Annotated in this window: 15 protein-coding genes and 2 riboswitches; of the genes, 9 read left to right on the top strand and 6 right to left on the bottom strand. The window is 39.9% G+C overall.

What is annotated here, in order from left to right; all coding sequences use genetic code 11:
* Positions 1–12: 12 nt before the first annotated feature.
* Positions 13–1,782: a B12-binding domain-containing radical SAM protein gene (locus tag ACH6EI_RS18365; RefSeq protein WP_099330747.1), complete on the bottom strand. Its 1,770-nt coding sequence runs from the start codon at positions 1,780–1,782 to the stop codon at positions 13–15.
* A 193-nt stretch (positions 1,783–1,975) separates the two neighbouring features.
* Here ACH6EI_RS18365 and ACH6EI_RS18360 point away from each other — a divergent pair, with 193 nt between their 5' ends.
* The 8 genes from ACH6EI_RS18360 to ACH6EI_RS18325 all read left to right on the top strand — a co-directional run bounded on the left by ACH6EI_RS18360 (position 1,976) and on the right by ACH6EI_RS18325 (position 11,336).
* Entirely contained in the window at positions 1,976–2,695 is a 720-nt protein-coding gene (locus tag ACH6EI_RS18360) for a FadR/GntR family transcriptional regulator (RefSeq protein ID WP_028414180.1), read from the top strand.
* A 138-nt stretch (positions 2,696–2,833) separates the two neighbouring features.
* A complete protein-coding gene (locus ACH6EI_RS18355) occupies positions 2,834–4,354 on the top strand; it encodes a nicotinate phosphoribosyltransferase (RefSeq protein ID WP_099330748.1) in 1,521 nt (506 codons plus the stop codon).
* A 35-nt stretch (positions 4,355–4,389) separates the two neighbouring features.
* A complete protein-coding gene (gene nadE / locus ACH6EI_RS18350) occupies positions 4,390–5,220 on the top strand; it encodes an ammonia-dependent NAD(+) synthetase (RefSeq protein ID WP_028414178.1) in 831 nt (276 codons plus the stop codon).
* Positions 5,221–5,503: 283 nt separating this feature from the next.
* Entirely contained in the window at positions 5,504–6,223 is a 720-nt protein-coding gene (locus ACH6EI_RS18345) for a (Fe-S)-binding protein (protein ID WP_028414177.1), read from the top strand.
* Between the two features lie 17 nt (positions 6,224–6,240).
* Complete coding sequence (locus tag ACH6EI_RS18340; RefSeq protein WP_028414176.1) at positions 6,241–7,680, top strand: LutB/LldF family L-lactate oxidation iron-sulfur protein; 1,440 nt, start codon at positions 6,241–6,243, stop codon at positions 7,678–7,680.
* Positions 7,658–8,371, top strand: a complete 714-nt coding sequence (locus ACH6EI_RS18335) for a LutC/YkgG family protein (protein ID WP_028414175.1) — start codon at positions 7,658–7,660, stop codon at positions 8,369–8,371. Before ACH6EI_RS18340 ends, ACH6EI_RS18335 begins: the two co-directional genes overlap by 23 nt.
* Before the next feature lie 285 nt (positions 8,372–8,656).
* A complete protein-coding gene (locus ACH6EI_RS18330; protein WP_224979971.1) occupies positions 8,657–10,813 on the top strand; it encodes a PAS domain S-box protein in 2,157 nt (718 codons plus the stop codon).
* A gap of 19 nt (positions 10,814–10,832) precedes the next feature.
* Complete coding sequence (locus tag ACH6EI_RS18325) at positions 10,833–11,336, top strand: methylated-DNA--[protein]-cysteine S-methyltransferase (RefSeq protein WP_028414173.1); 504 nt, start codon at positions 10,833–10,835, stop codon at positions 11,334–11,336.
* On the opposite strand, the gene ACH6EI_RS18320 is transcribed toward ACH6EI_RS18325, so the two are convergent.
* The 5 genes from ACH6EI_RS18320 to ACH6EI_RS18300 all read right to left on the bottom strand — a co-directional run bounded on the left by ACH6EI_RS18320 (position 11,337) and on the right by ACH6EI_RS18300 (position 15,369).
* Positions 11,337–11,501 (bottom strand): hypothetical protein, encoded by a 165-nt coding sequence (locus tag ACH6EI_RS18320; RefSeq protein ID WP_014461081.1) that lies wholly within the window; start codon positions 11,499–11,501, stop codon positions 11,337–11,339. It lies immediately after the preceding gene.
* A gap of 74 nt (positions 11,502–11,575) precedes the next feature.
* Entirely contained in the window at positions 11,576–11,749 is a 174-nt protein-coding gene (locus ACH6EI_RS18315; RefSeq protein WP_014461080.1) for a hypothetical protein, read from the bottom strand.
* Between the two features lie 192 nt (positions 11,750–11,941).
* On the bottom strand, positions 11,942–13,000 hold the full coding sequence (gene mtnA, locus ACH6EI_RS18310) for an S-methyl-5-thioribose-1-phosphate isomerase (RefSeq protein WP_028414172.1): 1,059 nt from the start codon (positions 12,998–13,000) through the stop codon (positions 11,942–11,944).
* 35 nt (positions 13,001–13,035) lie between these two features.
* The gene (gene mtnK / locus ACH6EI_RS18305) at positions 13,036–14,208 is read right to left on the bottom strand and encodes an S-methyl-5-thioribose kinase (RefSeq protein WP_099330750.1); all 1,173 of its coding nucleotides are present in this window, start codon (positions 14,206–14,208) and stop codon (positions 13,036–13,038) included.
* Positions 14,209–14,343: 135 nt separating this feature from the next.
* A riboswitch (SAM riboswitch) is annotated at positions 14,344–14,495 on the bottom strand.
* Positions 14,496–14,586: 91 nt separating this feature from the next.
* Complete coding sequence (locus ACH6EI_RS18300; protein ID WP_028414170.1) at positions 14,587–15,369, bottom strand: carbon-nitrogen family hydrolase; 783 nt, start codon at positions 15,367–15,369, stop codon at positions 14,587–14,589.
* A gap of 112 nt (positions 15,370–15,481) precedes the next feature.
* Here ACH6EI_RS18300 and ACH6EI_RS18295 point away from each other — a divergent pair, with 112 nt between their 5' ends.
* Entirely contained in the window at positions 15,482–16,654 is a 1,173-nt protein-coding gene (locus ACH6EI_RS18295; protein WP_028414169.1) for a pyridoxal phosphate-dependent aminotransferase, read from the top strand.
* Between the two features lie 130 nt (positions 16,655–16,784).
* Positions 16,785–16,891: riboswitch (SAM riboswitch) on the top strand.
* Positions 16,892–16,903 lie beyond the last annotated feature (12 nt).

Genomic DNA, 16,903 nt, shown 5'->3' with positions numbered 1-16,903 from the left:
ATATCCGAGGTTTTAGCTTACAACTGGAAGACCAAATGCTTCTACAGGTGCTGAATAAAGTTTTGTATCATTTGCTTTTTGATCATAATAAGCAAGAAGAACAGATGGTTGTTCATTGATTTGTCCCGTTTGTTTATAATACATATAATCAAATGGAAGAATCTCTAAAACAGTGTGCTTGTATAATTCTTTTTCAGCAAGCTGTTCAGCTTCAAAAGCCTGTCCCATGATAGAAGGATTAGCAAGCATTTGCTGATAGTAATGAGAGCGGACTTGTTTTTCTACTTTATCGTCCCACCAAGGCTTACGAGGCTTATGCTTTTGGTTTTGTAAATAATCAATTTTCATAAACCCTTCAATTACTTCTTCATTTGAAAAACTTTCTGTTTGAATATACTGTTTAAGGCGTCTGAATAAATCTTCAAGCTGATGACCGATTCGAACCCAGCCCATTTCATCCCAATACGTCCCAAAGTTTTGGAAAAAATCAAAAGGCGTATCATAGCAGTGTTCTACTAAAAACTCGATCGTTTCATCCATTCGGTGGTCATTCCAAAACTTTTCTAAAATATCTTCTACATGCTTGATGCGTACGACATCTGAAAATGGCAAGACGTTATTGCTTAAAATTTCATAAGGCGACTGATCCATGTATTGATAATTATAGCTAGGCGCACTTAAACGTAAGCCAGTGCCGCGAAGCATTTTTAAAAAGCCTAGCTGAAGCTCTTCAGGACGAAGTGCAAATACATCATTAAACGTATTTTTAAATGAGTTGTAATCTTCGTCTGGCAGTCCGGCGATTAAATCTAAATGCTGGTCAATCTTTCCGCCTTCTTTTACCATTGTTACGGTACGCGTTAATTTTTTGAAGTTTTGTTTGCGTTTGACTAGCTCATTAACGGCATCATTTGTAGATTGAACGCCAATTTCAAAGCGGAATAATCCTTTTGGCGCGTTATCGTTTAAGAACTGAATAACTTCTGGGCGCATAATATCGGCAGTAATTTCAAACTGAAATACGGTACCTTCACGATGTTCATCAATTAAAAATTGGAACATTTCCATGGCGTAGCTGCGGCTGATGTTGAACGTGCGGTCTACGAACTTAATGGTGCGCGCTCCGTTATCCATCAAATAGCGAATATCTTCTTTTACTTTTTCTCGGTCGAAATAACGAACGCCTACTTCAATAGAAGAGAGACAGAACTGACAGCTAAACGGACAGCCGCGGCTTGTTTCAATATACACAACGCGTTTTGAAAGTTCTTGGCGGTCTTCTTCAAAACGGAAAGGAGAAGGCATTTCGCGCAGATCAATTTTATTGCGCTGTGGGTTAACAACTGGTTTTCCTTCTTTTCGGAAAGCCACGCCGCTTACGTTTTCAAACTGACGCTCGCCGTGAAGTTCATCTAACAGCTGCTTGAATGTTTCTTCACCTTCACCAATAGCGATAAAGTCAGCTTCAGGAATACGCTCTAACCAGTGAGTTACATCATAGGTTACTTCTGGTCCACCGAATATAATGATGAGCTCAGGATTGATCTTTTTAAGCATTTGTGCGACTTTAATCGTTTCTTCAATATTCCAAATGTAACAGCTGAAACCAATAATATCTGGGTTGCGTTTATATAAATCTGTGACAATGTTCATAGCAGGATCTTTAATCGTATATTCGGCCATATCCACTTTATAGTCAGGGTCGGCATAGGCTTTTAAACATCGAAGGGCTAAAGAAGTATGAATATACTTCGCATTCAATGTACTGACAACAATGTTCATTCAAAAAGCTCCTTTTAACTCGTAATATGAAATCAATTTACTATTTTAGCACATTTGAGAAATAAAGTATAAATACCTTTGCACTTTTGTTGTGGCGGGGAAAAGATTTCGGTAAAATGTAACAGAAACGTAAAAGAAGAAAGAGTCTCGGTTAATGTGAACCTTGGTGAACGAAAAAAATGAGGTGGAAAACGTGGAATATAAGCGAATTAAGCCAAAAAAAATATACGAAGAAGTAGCCGAAACGCTTCTTGAGAATATAAAAGAAGGCAGCTTGAAGCCTGGAGACCGTTTGGATTCAGTGCAGCAGCTGGCGGAAAACTTTCAGGTAGGACGCTCAGCTATTCGTGAAGCTCTTAGCGCTTTGCGGGCGATGGGGCTTCTGGAGATGAAGCAAGGAGAAGGCACATTTGTACGCGAATTTAACTCAGATATGCTGTCTTTGCCTGTAACTAGCGCTGTATTAATGAATAAAAACGATATTGAGCATTTGCTTGAAGTGAGAAAAGTATTAGAAATTGGAGCTGTTCGAGCGGCAGCTCAAAAGAGAACGGATGCGGACCTTAAACAGCTGTCTAATAGTCTGGAACAAATGAAAGGAGCGTTTGGCAATGAAGAACTGGGAGAGAAAGCAGATTTTGCTTTTCATTTAGCCATTGCCAAAGCCTCACAAAACCCTCTTTTAGTGAAGCTTATGAATAACGTATCAGAAATGATGATTGAAACGATGAAAGAGACAAGACGCATCTGGCTTTATGCAGAAGAGAAAACGGCTGAACGGATTTATAAAGAGCATCAGCAAATTTATGAAGCTATTCTTTCTCAGCATGCAGAAGATGCTCAGCATTTTATGATGAGTCACCTTGATAATGTTGAACATGTACTAATGAAATACATACCGGAAGAAAAATAACGCCATTTCAGGCAGAAAAGTGCGCTCTAAACAACAGAAAAACTAAAATTCAAGCACCTTCCGATAATTTATGCTTGCTCTATTGTGAAAAGATTTACATAATAGAAACTAGGATTGTCAAATGGAGGGTTACAAAGTATGAAAAAGCAATATAGAGATGATAGTCTAGCTTTGCATACAGATCTATACGAGCTGAATATGGCGCATACGTATTTTCAAGACCAGATTCATAAACGTCGTTCTGTATTTGAAGCTTACTTTCGTCGGATGCCGTTTGAAAGCGGTTATGCGGTGTTTGCCGGGCTAGAAAGAGTAATTGATTTTATTGCTAATTTCAGATTTAGCGAAACGGACTTAGATTATTTATATGAAGAATTACATTATGAAGCGGAGTTTATCGACTATCTAAAACAGGTTCGATTTAGCGGTAATATTCGTTCGGTCGTAGAAGGCGAAATGATTTTTGCTAATGAACCGATGCTGCAAATTGACGCTCCTTTAGCAGAAGCGCAGCTTATTGAAACGCCGCTTTTAAATATTTTAAATTTCCATCCGCTGATTGCCACAAAAGCATCGCGTATTCGCTTAGCCGCGGGAGAAGATAATTTATATGAACATACGGGTACAAATCAGCTTATGGAATTTGGTTCAAGAAGAGCACATGAGCTGGATGCTGCTTTTTACGGGGCAAGAGCTGCTTATATTGGAGGCTTTGACGCAACCAGTAATGTAAGAGCGGGAAAAGTGTTTGGAATTCCCGTGTCCGGCACTCACGCCCACGCGCTTGTTCAAGTCTATCGTGATGAATATAGTGCGTTTAAAAAATATGCCGAATCACACCGTAACTGTATCTTTTTAGTAGATACATATAATACGTTAAAATCAGGTATTCCAAATGCTATTAAAGTAGCAAAAGAAATGGGAGAACAAATTAATTTTATCGGTATTCGATTAGACAGCGGAAGACTTCCATATCTTTCTCAAGAGGCAAGAAAAATGCTTGATGAAGCGGGCTATCATGATGTGAAAATTTTCGCTTCGAATGACCTTGATGAGTACAGCATTCTAGATTTGAAAGCGCAAGGTGCCAAAATTGATGGATGGGGAGTTGGAACAAAGCTCATGACGTCCTTTGATCAGCCAGCGCTAGGAGCGGTGTACAAGCTGGTTTCTATTGAAGATGATCATGGAAACATGGTGGATACGATTAAGCTGTCAGAAAATCCAGAGAAAATTTCAACTCCTGGTCTAAAAGAAGTATATCGAATTGTAAATCAAGTGAATCACAAATGGGAAGGCGATTATATTACGATGCAAGACGAAGTGCCGAATGAAGAGGAGCATTTAAAAATGTTTCATCCTATTCATACGCACGTCAGCAAGTTTGTCACGAACTTTAACGCACGTAAAATTCACCAGCCAATCTTTGCACAGGGAAAGCTTGTGTATGAGCAGCCTACCATTGAAGAAATGAGAGCCTACTGCTTACAAAACTTAAAGCATCTATGGGATGACTACAAAGTTATTACAAAATCGAACGAAGATGTATTTCGTCCTACAGAGTATCCAGTAGACTTAAGTACAAACTGCTGGGATAACAAAATGCAAAATATCGAAGAGACTAGAAGCAAGTTACTATCTGATACCGTACTTGTGTAGATTCCGTCAGCTAGTAATGAGAGGAGAGTTTTTTTATGAAAGAGCTACAAAAGCAAATTATTGAAGAAATGCATGTGCAAAAAGAAATTAATCCCGCGGAAGAAATTCGCCGCAGCGTTGATTTTCTGAAATCCTACATGAACAAATATCCTTTTTTACGTTCGTTTGTACTAGGTATTTCCGGCGGCCAAGATTCTACGTTAACTGGAAAGCTGGCGCAGCTAGCGGTTAATGAGTTGAATGAAGAAGCCGAAGAAGAGCGCTATCAGTTTATTGCTGTTCGTCTTCCATACGGTGTGCAGGCAGATGAAGCAGACTGTCAAGATGCACTTGCTTTTATTCAACCAACAAAATCTATTTCTATTAATGTAAAACCAGCAGTAGATGCGATGCTTTCTGCTGTTGAAGAAGCGGCAGATGATAAAGTTTCCGACTTCAACAAAGGAAATGTAAAAGCACGTGAACGAATGATTGCGCAATATACGGTAGCAGGCATGTACAGTGGAGTCGTACTTGGAACGGATCACTCCGCTGAAGCTGTTACAGGATTTTATACAAAATTTGGTGACGGAGGAGCTGACTTAGTGCCTATCTTCCGTCTAAACAAGCGACAAGGGAAACAAATGCTAAAAGAATTAGGCTGTCCCGAGCATCTATATATGAAAAAACCAACGGCTGATTTGGAAGAAGATCGTCCACAGCTTCCGGATGAAGAAGCGCTTGGCGTAACGTATGAGCAAATCGACGATTATTTAGAAGGCAAAGATGTAGGTGAACATGCAAGTAACGTCATTGAAGGTCACTTCTTAAAAACGCAGCATAAACGCCAATTGCCAATCACAGTGTTTGATGATTTTTGGAAATAAATAAGTAAGAAGCTGAGACAAACGTAGTTTAGTTGAAGGAAGATCCGAACGGTTTTGATTCTTGATGGAGAATCAAATTCGTTCGGATCTTTTTTAATAATAGGACAAACGTAGGTTTCACGTGTCTCAATTTCTTATTATTTTGTGGGAAAAATATCAAACAAAGAAATGTATTTTTGAAAAACTAGTGAAATTAGAAAAACATAGGAGTATAATAGCATTAAGTCATCTGATGACCTGTTAACTAAAAGAAGTAAAATGATCAGCTTGGAGGGAGCAAATGATGAAAGTATCTTTATTTGCCACATGTTTGATTGATATGTTTCAAACAAATGTAGGAAAAGCGACGGTAGAATTGTTAGAACGATTAGGATGCGAAGTGGATTTTCCAAAGAGTCAAGTATGCTGCGGGCAGCCTGCGTATAACAGCGGTTACGTAAAAGAATCAAAAGAAGCAATGAAAAACATGATAAAAGCGTTTGAGCATGCAGAGTACGTTGTATCTCCATCAGGCTCGTGTGTGACAATGTTTAAAGAGTATCCTCATCTTTTTAAAGGTGATGCTGCATGGCATGAGTCTGCCGTGAAGCTTGCTGATAAAACGTATGAGCTAACGGATTTTATTGTAAACGTTTTAAAAGTAGAAGACGTGGGAGCCAGCTTAAATGGGAAAGCCACTTATCATTCTTCCTGTCATATGACGCGTTTGCTAAACGTAAAAAAAGAACCTTTTACACTATTAAACAATGTAAAGGGTCTTGAAATGGAGAATCTTGAAAACAGTCATAACTGCTGCGGATTTGGCGGGACGTTTTCGGTTAAGATGGGGCAAATCTCTGAACAAATGGTCGATGAAAAAGTGGGCTGTATAGCTAAAACAAACGCGGAGTACTTAATTGGAGCTGACTGCGGCTGTCTTATGAATATTGGAGGAAGAATTGAACGAAAAGGACAGCCTGTAAAAGTGATGCATATCGCTGAAGTGTTAAATAGCAGAATGTAAAGAAAGGAGAATACCGAATGTCTATGAAAATAGGAAACGATCAGTTTAAAAAACGCGTCGATGACGGAGTCAATAATGCGTTTATGCGCTTTGCGGTTTCAGGTGCTCAAGAGCGCTTAAGAAGCCGTAGATTAGATGCGGCGGAAGAATTAGGGAACTGGGAAGAATGGAGAGCGCTTGGCGAAGAAATTCGTCAGCATACGCTTGAAAATTTAGATTACTATTTAGAGCAGCTCACGGATAATGTAGCTAAACGCGGAGGCCACGTTTTTTTCGCTCAAACAGCTGAAGAAGCGAATGAGTACATAAAAAATGTAGCGAGGCAAAAGCAGGCAAAGAAAGTCGTTAAATCCAAGTCAATGGTTACAGAAGAAATTCATATGAACGCTGCTTTAGAAGAACTGGGCTGTGAAGTTATTGAAACGGATTTAGGAGAATATATCCTGCAAGTAGATGATCACGATCCGCCTTCTCATATCGTAGCTCCTGCACTTCATAAAAATAAAGAACAAATTAGAGATGTATTTCAGGAAAAGCTTTCTTATAAAAAAACGGAAAAACCTGAAGAACTAGCTCTTCACGCCCGGGAAATGCTGCGAAAAGAATTTTTATCAGCTGATATTGGCATCACGGGATGTAATTTTGCGATTGCAGAATCTGGGTCTATTTCACTTGTAACCAATGAAGGAAATGCAAGGTTAACAACTGCCCTTCCTAAAACGCAAATTACGGTTATGGGAATGGAACGAATTGTGCCAACGTTTGAAGAGTTTGAAGTGTTGGTAAGCCTTTTAACTAGAAGTGCAGTAGGTCAGCGGCTTACAAGTTACGTAACAGCGCTTACAGGGCCTAGACTTCCAGGGGAAGTAGACGGACCGGAAGAATTTCACCTAGTGATTGTGGATAACGGACGATCTGCGATTTTAGGAACTGAGTTTCAATCTGTTTTACAGTGTATTCGCTGTGCGGCATGTGTGAATGTATGTCCCGTGTATCGCCATATTGGAGGGCATTCATATGGATCTATTTATTCAGGTCCGATTGGAGCTGTATTATCTCCTTTGCTTGGAGGCTATGAAGACTACAAAGAGCTTCCATATGCCTCAACGCTATGCGCAGCCTGTACAGATGCCTGTCCGGTCAAAATTCCGCTGCATGAGCTATTGCACAAGCATCGTCAGCGAATTGTCGAGAAAGAAGGAAAAGCACCTATTTCGGAAAAGCTGGCGATGAAAGCATTTGGCTTGGGAGCAGCTTCTTCTTCTCTATATACAGTGGGCGCTAAAGTAGCACCGGCAGCTCTTACTCCTTTTATGTCAGGAAGCAGTATTTCCAAAGGACCTGGTCCATTAAAAGCGTGGACGGAAAGCAGAGAGTTTCCGGCGCCTACAAAAGAGCGCTTACGAGATTGGTTTGATAAAAGGAGTGATGATGATGAACGGAAGCATTCAAAATAGAGACAGTTTTTTAGACAATATTGCGGCTAATCTTAAGCGAAGCAGGCGAACAAGCGGCGTAGTAAAGCCCCAATGGAAGCATGCTCCTCAGCATGAGGTCTACCGCAGCTATTCGCCAGATCAATTAAAGAAAGAGCTTGAAAACCATTGCGAACGTATTCATACTCGCTATGTAGAAACATCATCACAACACTTGCCAGCTGTCCTTGAGGAAGCCGTAGCGAACTATGGAAATGGTCTTGTGAGCACGTGGGATGATCCTAGGTTTTCCGAATATGGATTGAATCTGCTGATGGAGAAATGGGAAACAAGCAGTAGCCTTCACGTATGGAATTCTGCAAAAGGCGATGAGAATATTAAACTAGCTGAACAAGCAAATGTAGGCATCACATTCAGTGATTTGACGCTAGCGGAATCCGGCACAGTTGTTTTGTTCAGCAGCGCTGCAAAAGGACGATCGGTCAGTTTGCTGCCGGCCACTTATATTGCGATCATTCCTCAAAGCTCCATTGTCCCTCGCATGACACAAGCTGCTGAAATGATTCATGAAAAAGTAGAGCGAGGAGAAACGATTGCTTCTTGCATTAACTTTATTACGGGACCGAGCAATTCAGCTGATATTGAAATGAATCTAGTCGTTGGCGTGCATGGACCTATTCAAGCCACTTATATTGTAGTGAATGATCGATAGAGGCTGGGGAAAACGTATTTTAGCCGAAGTGAAAAACGAACCGTGAATCAAACATGTTGATTCACGGTTCGTTTTCTTTGTTATGTTGAGCATAGGTTTCATTTTGTTATGTCCCAGCCTCTTTTATTCATGCTCCTTTTTTAAATAACGGGAGAATGTGAAGAAATGTCGCATTTTGAATAAACGTGACTAATTTTAAAAAGGTAAAAAGCAAATCTTGTAGAATACTAAGTCTATAGATAAAAGGTGGGGAAATGGGAAGTGCAAAAGAAAGGAGCAATGAGCATGTCACCACACAGAGAATTAACATCTGAAGCTGCGCAAAAGCAGCAAGGTGAATTAGAGCAGCTACGAGCTATTTTTAATGACGTATTAGATGCCATTGTCGTATTTGATGAGTATTTTCAAGTTATAAATGCAAACGAATCAGCCTGCGGGCTGTTTGAAAAAACAAAGGATGAGCTATTAACGTATCAAATGAAAGATTTTCTCATGTATTTTCCGTATGACATGATTGAAGCGTACTATCCAGCGCTTTTAGAAGAAAGCTATTTCAAATATGAAGGCGCGATGACGCTTCAAAGCGGCATGATGAAACATGTTGAATTTACTTCACACAAACATAGTCACATGTCGGGCATTATTGTGTGTACATTTCGAGATATTACGCAGCACAAGATGATGGAAAATGAAAGGTTTATTAGTCATCATATGTTTATGGATGTATTTAATGAAGCGGTAGATGGAATTGTTATTTTTGATCGAACTGGTCAGCTTATCGACGCGAACCCTTCATTTTGCGAGCGATTAAATTATACAAGAGCACAGCTTTTAACTAAAACGTTAGAAGAGCTTGTAGAACCTACTTATCATTATAAAGTGAAAAAATTATGGAGAACTCTGCATCAAGAAGGAAAGACAAGCGGCGAGCTGCCGATTAAGCTCGAAAATGGAGACGTTACTTTTTTTGAATTTACCACAACGGCTAATATATACAGTCAATACTATATGTCCATTATGAGAGACGTGACGGAAAAACGGCTGATGGAGCAGCAGCTGTTGAGAAGCGAAAAAAATTTCAGGGCTATTTTTGAAAATGCGATTGAAGCCATTTTGATTTGGAAAGACGATGGGGAAATCTTAAACGCTAATCTTGCTTCGTCCCGTACATTCGAGCTGCCGTTGAACAAATTGATTGGAAGTAATTTGTATACGTTTATCGATAAGCAAAGCTTTAGTGCATTAAAAATGCTGCAAACATTTCAAAAAGAAGGAGAAATTCGCAATCAGCTTCCTTTTTACATGCCAAATGGAGAAATCAAACAGTTGGAATTCACAGGGAAAAAAGGCATTATAGAAGGAGACCATTTAACCATTTTTCGAAACATTAGTGAACGTACAAAAATCGAACAAGAGCTTCGGAATAACGAAGAGAAATTCAGACAGATTTTTAATGGTTCGATCGATGGGTTAGTTTTATGGGACGGCAAGCGAAATATTATTGATGTGAATTCTTCTCTTTGTGATATTCTCGAACTCAGCAAAGAGGAGATTTGTGCGCATTCCATGGAGGATTTTATTTCTTCAGCGAATTTAGATGCGGTCATTGAGCATAAAGAAACAATTGAGCAAAAAGGGGAAGCTGAAGGAGAGATTACGTACGTTACGGGGAACGAAAAAGTTAAAAATATCGAATTCTCTACGAAAAAAGATATCTTGCCAGGTCTATATATGACGCTTTTAAGAGACGTAACGGAACGAAATCAAATGCAGGAGCAGATTCGGAAATCGGATACGCTTCAAGTAGTCGGACAGTTAGCAGCTGGGATTGCGCATGAAATCCGCAATCCGATGACGGCTTTAAAAGGGTTTGTTCAGCTGCTAGAAAGCAGCATTCAAGAAGATCACTCTCTTTATTTTGATATTATTAAATCCGAATTAAAAAGAATCGAAACCATTATTACAGAGTTTCTAGTACTCGCTAAGCCACAGGCCGTAAAGTTCGAAAAGAAAAATCTAGCTGCGGTTGTTAAAGAAACGATTGATTTATTAAATGCTCAAGCGCTTTTAGAAAATATTCAGTTTGAACTAAGTGTGTCCCCTCAGCTGCCAATGGTATACTGCGAGCCGAACCAAATTAAACAAGTACTAATAAATGTAATTAAAAACGCAATTGAAGTCACGTCAAACGGGGGAAGAATTTTTGTTGAAGTCTATTCTACAGAGCCGCACTACGTGACGGTCTCCATTCGAGATCAAGGAGACGGAATGCCCGAAGAGCGCATCAAGCGCTTAGGAGAACCATTTTATACGACAAAAGAAAAAGGAACGGGGCTTGGTTTGATGGTCTCATATAAAATTATCGAAGAACATAAAGGGCGAATTGAAGTGGAAAGCAAAATAAGAGAAGGAACGGCTTTTCGTGTTATTCTTCCAGCCTAATTAGAAAGGATAAGCGAGTATGTACTATGGAGAAATGAACTTATTTTCTGATTTGAAAATTTATATTGTAGCCTCGGAAAAAGGGGTTCAACATATTTGGTTTGATAGCGATGATCACAACGAGCAACTTAAAAAACTTGTCCATGACGAGAATTATCACCTTGTGAAAGAAGCGAAGCGGCAGCTTCAGGATTATGCTGAAGGGCGCACGCTAACATTTGATGTGCCTTTGGATATAAAAGGAACAGACTTTCAAAAAGAAGTGTGGTTAACTCTTAAAGGTATACCTTATGGACAAACGTGGTCTTATAGTGATGTAGCGGAGTCTGTTAATCGCTCTAAAGCCGTAAGGGCTGTGGGACAAGCGAATCGTCGAAATCCACTGCCTATTATTTTACCTTGTCACCGTGTTATTGGTAAAAATGGAGCTTTAACAGGTTATGCAGGTTCCCAAACTCATATAAAAGAAAAACTATTAATGCTTGAAAGAAATGTAGCAAAAGGCGCTCTGGAGTTAAAATAACTATTCACCGTCTAATTTCCAGCCTTCTCCTTGCACAAACACACCGTCAATTTGCTGAGGAGAAGGGAGGGAATTTAGTTCTTCATCTTTGGATAAATCGAATAGCTGATATTGCTGCTTGCGATTCAACGCTTTGTTTTTATCCGTTTTTTGCTCTGCACTCATATTTACTCCCCCTTATTCAAAAAGAATCCCCTATAATATATGTAGAAAAAGCAGAGAGTACTGTTACAATTGTGTTACAAATGCAGCCGAAAAGCACTGTTTAATAACAGAGGTTGAGACATAACAAAATTAATGCCATCTAAAGACGAACAACTCGTACACATGAGCTGAATCGCTTGTGACACCGACGTTGATTTCCGTGCAAGACTTCGCTTTCCGCGGGCGGCCGCTGAGCCTCCTCGTCGCATACGCTCCTGTGGGGTCTCACCTGTTCCGCTTTTCCCGCAGGAGTCTTCGCCTTGCCCTCCAATCCACTGTTAGAAGGAACGAAACAGATGAAACTACATTCACCATAACAAAAAAAACGAACCATTAATCAAACGTGTTGATTAATGGTTCGTTTTGCAGTGGGGCTAAAATACTTTTGTCTCAGCCTCTTGTTATTGAGCGGATTGCAGCAAAACTTTCTGAATGGATTCAAAAGACGGGGAATGGATAACTCCATGCTCTGTAATAATGGCCGTAATCAGTTCGCTTGGCGTCACATCAAAAGCTGGATTGTACACAGAGATTCCGTCTGGAGCAATTTGCGTATCTCCAATGTGCGTTACTTCTTTAGGTGAACGTTCTTCAATAGGGATACTGCTTCCGTCTTGAATAGATAAATCAAATGTGGACTGCGGCGCTGCTACGTAAAATGGAATACCGAATGCTTTCGCTAAAAGAGCAAGTCCGTACGTTCCAATTTTGTTAGCCGTATCGCCATTCGCTGCAATACGATCAGCTCCTACAATAATTCCATTGATTCCTTTTGTTTTAATGGTATGAGCGGCCATATTATCCGTAATCAGCGTAACGTCTACTCCCGACTGCTGAAGTTCCCATGCGGTTAAGCGGGAACCTTGAAGTACGGGTCTTGTTTCACAGGCAAACACTTCAAGCGGAATATCCCGCTGTTTAGACAAGTGAAAAGGTGCTAATGCTGTTCCGTAATAAGCGGTAGCAATTGAACCAGCATTACATATGGTCATGATTTTATCTTTCTTTTTGAATAAAGATAGAGCATGATCGCCAATTCGGTAGCACGTTTCTTCATCTTCTACTTGAATTTGAATCGCTTCATGAACAACTTTTGTTTTAGCTTCATTAACGGACGAAGCGGATTCAGCGCTTTTCGCTACGCGGTCCAGTGCCCAAAATAAATTGACGGCAGTCGGGCGTGAACTAGCTAAATACTGTTGATCAAGAGCTAGCTTTTTGTTAAATTCCTTGACTGAATCCGTGTCATAGCTAAGCGCAGAAAGAGCAAGACCAAAAGCCGCCGTAATGCCAATTGCAGGGGCTCCGCGTACTTTCAAGGTAGTGATAGCATCCCATACGTCTTTAATGGTTTGCAGCTTAATATATTCAACTTTGCCAGGAAGCTGCTGCTGATCTAATAAAGTAATATATGATTCATTCCATTCCACTGAGCGCGGAAGTGATAGTGTATTTGTCATGCTGATACCGATCCTTTCATTGTGTACATTATTCGTTATCGAAGTAAATGTTCAAATTCATTTGGTGAAACGTCTTGTTGATGCAGAAGCAAATAGCGTCCAATTTTTAACGCAGTACGTTTAGCGTTAATTTTTCTTTCTTCTAAAGAAATTTCGTCTAAGTCCGCCACGTGAGCTAAGCCAATCGTACGTCGAATGATTTCACACCCTGCATACCCAACAGCATCTTGCCACGTTTGCGTTAAAATTTCATGTAACAAGCGCTCATCTTTAGCGAAAGGTTCAGTGTTTTCAGAATGCCAAAGCGCAGTAAAGGTATCTTTAAATACGTTCCATGTGTTCGTAATGTGTGCAAATAATGGTTCGCGATCTGTTTCTCGAGAAAGAGCATTTAAAAATAAATTCGCAACAAATTGGCCTAAATCGAATCCAAACGGACCGTAAAAAGCAAATTCTGGATCAATCACTTTCGTTTCTTGACTGCTAGCAAATATGCTTCCTGTATGTAAATCACCGTGAATTAGCGTTTGGGCATTTGTTAAAAATTTATATTTTAATTTTGCTGCTTGTAGCTTTACATCTCCATCGTTCCACAATTCTTCTACATCAGGACGCAGCGCTTCTTCAAATTCATTTGTATCGATATCAAAAAAAGGATCTGTAAAAACTAAATCTTCCGTAATATTGCATAAGTCCGGATTGCTGTACTTGACGACTTCTTCTTTTTTATCCTGAGGCTTTAAGGCAAAATCCGACGTTTTGAACGCAATATGTCCTAGAAAAGAACCGATATGCTGTGAAAGCAGGGGATAACTTTCTCCTTGAATAAGTCCGGCGCGGGAAATCGTTAAATGAGACAGATCTTCCATGACCGTAACAGCAAGCGTTTCATCGTGGTAATACACAGCTGGTACGAGTTCAGGGGTAAATGCACCGAATTGCCTGAGCGCATTGCTTTCAATCGTGGCACGGTTCAAGGATAGAGGCCAGCTTTCGCCTACAACTTTTGCATAGGGAAGTGCTTGTTTGACGATAATGGATTTATTCGTTTGATCATTTATGATGTGAAAGACGAGATTTAAGTTGCCATCACCGATTTCACGGGCAGTCAGTGCTTCTGTGGCATCAAAGAGACCTAGCTTTTTCACAAGTTTGATTGCTGAAATTTCTGTTAAAGGCTGATACTTCTCTGTTTTTGTTGTTGACATTAGAATCCCTCCATAGTTTATTAAACTGATTTGTTTACTAAGTTAATAGGTTTAAGAATGTATGGAGGCTTTTATAATTTTAGAAAATATAAAAGCCTCTTTCGTTGGAAAGAGGCTTGATTGTAGTGTTCAAACCTCTTATCTGCCAGAAAGAATTACTTTCTGTTGGAATTAGCACCGTGCCTTTGTAAAAACATGTTTTACGGGTGTGATCCATCTTAGGATGGAATGACGGTCGGTTGCTGGGCTTCACAGGGCCAAATCCCTCAGCCAACTCTTGATAAGAGTACGATTACTTATTCAATTTTGATTTGTTTGAAAATTTTATGTTATCTGGTGAAAATCGTATCATGCAAAAAAACGGCTGTCAATACATAATTAATAAAATTCTGTGCGGCGATCTGTAAAGACAGGAATTTGTTTACGAATTTCTTTTACAAGTTCCAGGTTAACGTCGGCACTTAAAAGTTCTTCGCTATCGCCAGCTTCAGCGATTATTTCTCCCCACGGATCGATGACTAAGGAATGTCCGGCAAATGTATTATTAGGATCTTGGCCTACACGATTACACGCGATTACATAGCATTGATTTTCGATTGCGCGGCTAATGAGCAGTGCTTTCCAATGGGCAAGTCTTGGAGCCGGCCACTGAGCAACAACAAATAAGACTTCTGCTCCGCTGCTAGTATGCACGCGAATCCATTCTGGAAAACGAATATCGTAACAAATAACTCCTGCGCATAAAGACTGTTCAAGTGTAAAAAGATTTTTTGCTGTTCCTGCTTCTAGATAGAGGTGCTCATCCATTAATTTAAATAAGTGCAGCTTACTGTATTGTGACACTTCACGACCTTTTCGGTCAAAAATATACATCGTATTTGTGACGCCTTGCTCTGTTTTTTTCGCGATCGAACCTGCTACAATATTTACTTCGTTCGTTTTAGCAAATTGAGAGATTAATTGCTTGGCCTGCTGTCCTTCATCATCGGCAATTTCGTCTAGCCGCGTCAAATCATAAGCTGTATCCCATAGCTCAGGAAGCACAAGGATGTCAGGGTTTTCTTTCAGAGCTTCCGTCATTTTTTGTTGAATATATTTTCGGTTTTTAGTTGGGTTTCCAAACGCAATATCAAGCTGCAAACACGTGATTTTTACACTCACTTTATCATCCGTCCTTTTTGTAGTAGTTGAAAAAAATGACTTTACAAGTTGAGTATTACAATATATTATTTGTGACTAGAATTTCAAGAATTTTTTGAGAAGGTGTGCGATGATGAAACAATTTGAGCAATCGGAACTATTAAAAAGTTTACCAAAACAATTTTTTGCATCACTTGTAGGCAAGGTAGGAAAAGTAATGGCCCAAGGGCACGACGTTATTAACTTAGGGCAGGGCAATCCTGATCAGCCTACTCCTTCACATATTGTAGAAACACTGCAAAAAGCAAGTGCTAATCCTATGCATCATAAATATTCTCCATTTCGGGGGCACCAGTTTTTGAAAGAGGCCGTTGCGACTTTTTATAAACGAGAATATGGCGTTGATGTGGATCCTGAAAAAGAAGTAGCTATTTTGTTTGGCGGGAAGGGTGGACTTGTTGAAATCCCGCAGTGCTTATTAAACCCTGGAGATACGGTGCTGGTTCCGGATCCTGGATATCCTGATTACTGGTCTGGAGTAGAGCTTGCAAAAGCAAAGATGGAAGTGATGCCGCTCACGGCTGAAAATCATTTTCTGCCCGTATACGAAGAGATAGGTGAACGTGCTAAAGAACAGGCAAAGCTCATGTTTTTAAACTATCCGAATAATCCTACCGGTGCAGTGGCAACGGCAGAATTTTTTGAAGACACCGTGGCGTTTGCTGCCAAGCACGATATTTGTGTGGTACACGACTTTGCCTACGGAGCCATTGGATTTGATGGTAAAAAGCCAATCAGCTTTTTACAGACTCCTGGTGCAAAAGAGACGGGAATTGAAATTTATACTCTTTCTAAAACGTATAACATGGCGGGATGGCGAGTTGGATTTGCTGTAGGAAATGAAAGTGTAGTAGAAGCTATTAATCTTCTTCAAGATCATATGTATGTCAGCCTCTTTGGGGCGGTTCAAGAGGCAGCAGCGGCAGCTCTGTTAGAATCTCAACAATGTGTGAATGATTTAGTTAAGCGCTATGAATCTAGACGCAATACCTTTATTCAAGGGCTTCAAGAAATTGGTTGGGACGTTACATCTCCAGCGGGTTCCTTTTTTGCATGGCTAAAAGTTCCTAAAGGATATACTTCTGAACAATTTTCAGATTTACTTCTTGAAAAAGCCCACGTTGTAGTGGCACCTGGAGTAGGCTTCGGAACATATGGTGAAGGCTATGTGCGCGTAGGACTGCTGACGGATGAAGAGCGCATGAGAGAAGCTGTATCTCGAATAAAAAAATTAAATTTATTTTAAAAACGCATTGACAATCCTTTTTGAGTTGGCTTAATATGTAAGAAGTTAACGAGATTAATAACCGATAAATCCTAGCGGTATTTTTTATTTAGTATATAATCTACGAATTCAATTTAAATAAATAGCAACTTTCTTATTAAGAGTAGGTGGAGGGACTAGCCCGATGAAGCCCGGCAACCGACTTAACGCATGTTAAGCACGGTGCTAATTCTTGCAGCAGCAGCTGAGAGATAAGAAGAGCAACGAAAG

The sequence above is a fragment of the Priestia sp. JSM ZJ58 genome, from assembly GCF_044383985.1.
In the GTDB taxonomy this organism is placed as follows: domain Bacteria; phylum Bacillota; class Bacilli; order Bacillales; family Bacillaceae_H; genus Priestia; species Priestia zanthoxyli.
The sequence above is the reverse complement of the archived record's forward strand: the minus strand, read 5'-3'. Positions and strand labels throughout refer to the sequence as shown.

Coding starts and splice junctions, on each gene's coding strand:
- ACH6EI_RS18335 (WP_028414175.1), top strand. CDS start 7,658: ATGAACGGAAGCATTCAAAATAGAGACAGTTTTTTAGACAATATTGCG.
- nadE (WP_028414178.1), top strand. CDS start 4,390: ATGAAAGAGCTACAAAAGCAAATTATTGAAGAAATGCATGTGCAAAAA.
- ACH6EI_RS18325 (WP_028414173.1), top strand. CDS start 10,833: ATGTACTATGGAGAAATGAACTTATTTTCTGATTTGAAAATTTATATT.
- ACH6EI_RS18315 (WP_014461080.1), bottom strand. CDS start 11,749: ATGCGACGAGGAGGCTCAGCGGCCGCCCGCGGAAAGCGAAGTCTTGCA.
- ACH6EI_RS18320 (WP_014461081.1), bottom strand. CDS start 11,501: ATGAGTGCAGAGCAAAAAACGGATAAAAACAAAGCGTTGAATCGCAAG.
- ACH6EI_RS18365 (WP_099330747.1), bottom strand. CDS start 1,782: ATGAACATTGTTGTCAGTACATTGAATGCGAAGTATATTCATACTTCT.
- ACH6EI_RS18340 (WP_028414176.1), top strand. CDS start 6,241: ATGTCTATGAAAATAGGAAACGATCAGTTTAAAAAACGCGTCGATGAC.
- ACH6EI_RS18295 (WP_028414169.1), top strand. CDS start 15,482: ATGAAACAATTTGAGCAATCGGAACTATTAAAAAGTTTACCAAAACAA.
- ACH6EI_RS18355 (WP_099330748.1), top strand. CDS start 2,834: ATGAAAAAGCAATATAGAGATGATAGTCTAGCTTTGCATACAGATCTA.
- mtnA (WP_028414172.1), bottom strand. CDS start 13,000: ATGACAAATACACTATCACTTCCGCGCTCAGTGGAATGGAATGAATCA.
- ACH6EI_RS18330 (WP_224979971.1), top strand. CDS start 8,657: ATGTCACCACACAGAGAATTAACATCTGAAGCTGCGCAAAAGCAGCAA.
- mtnK (WP_099330750.1), bottom strand. CDS start 14,208: ATGTCAACAACAAAAACAGAGAAGTATCAGCCTTTAACAGAAATTTCA.
- ACH6EI_RS18345 (WP_028414177.1), top strand. CDS start 5,504: ATGAAAGTATCTTTATTTGCCACATGTTTGATTGATATGTTTCAAACA.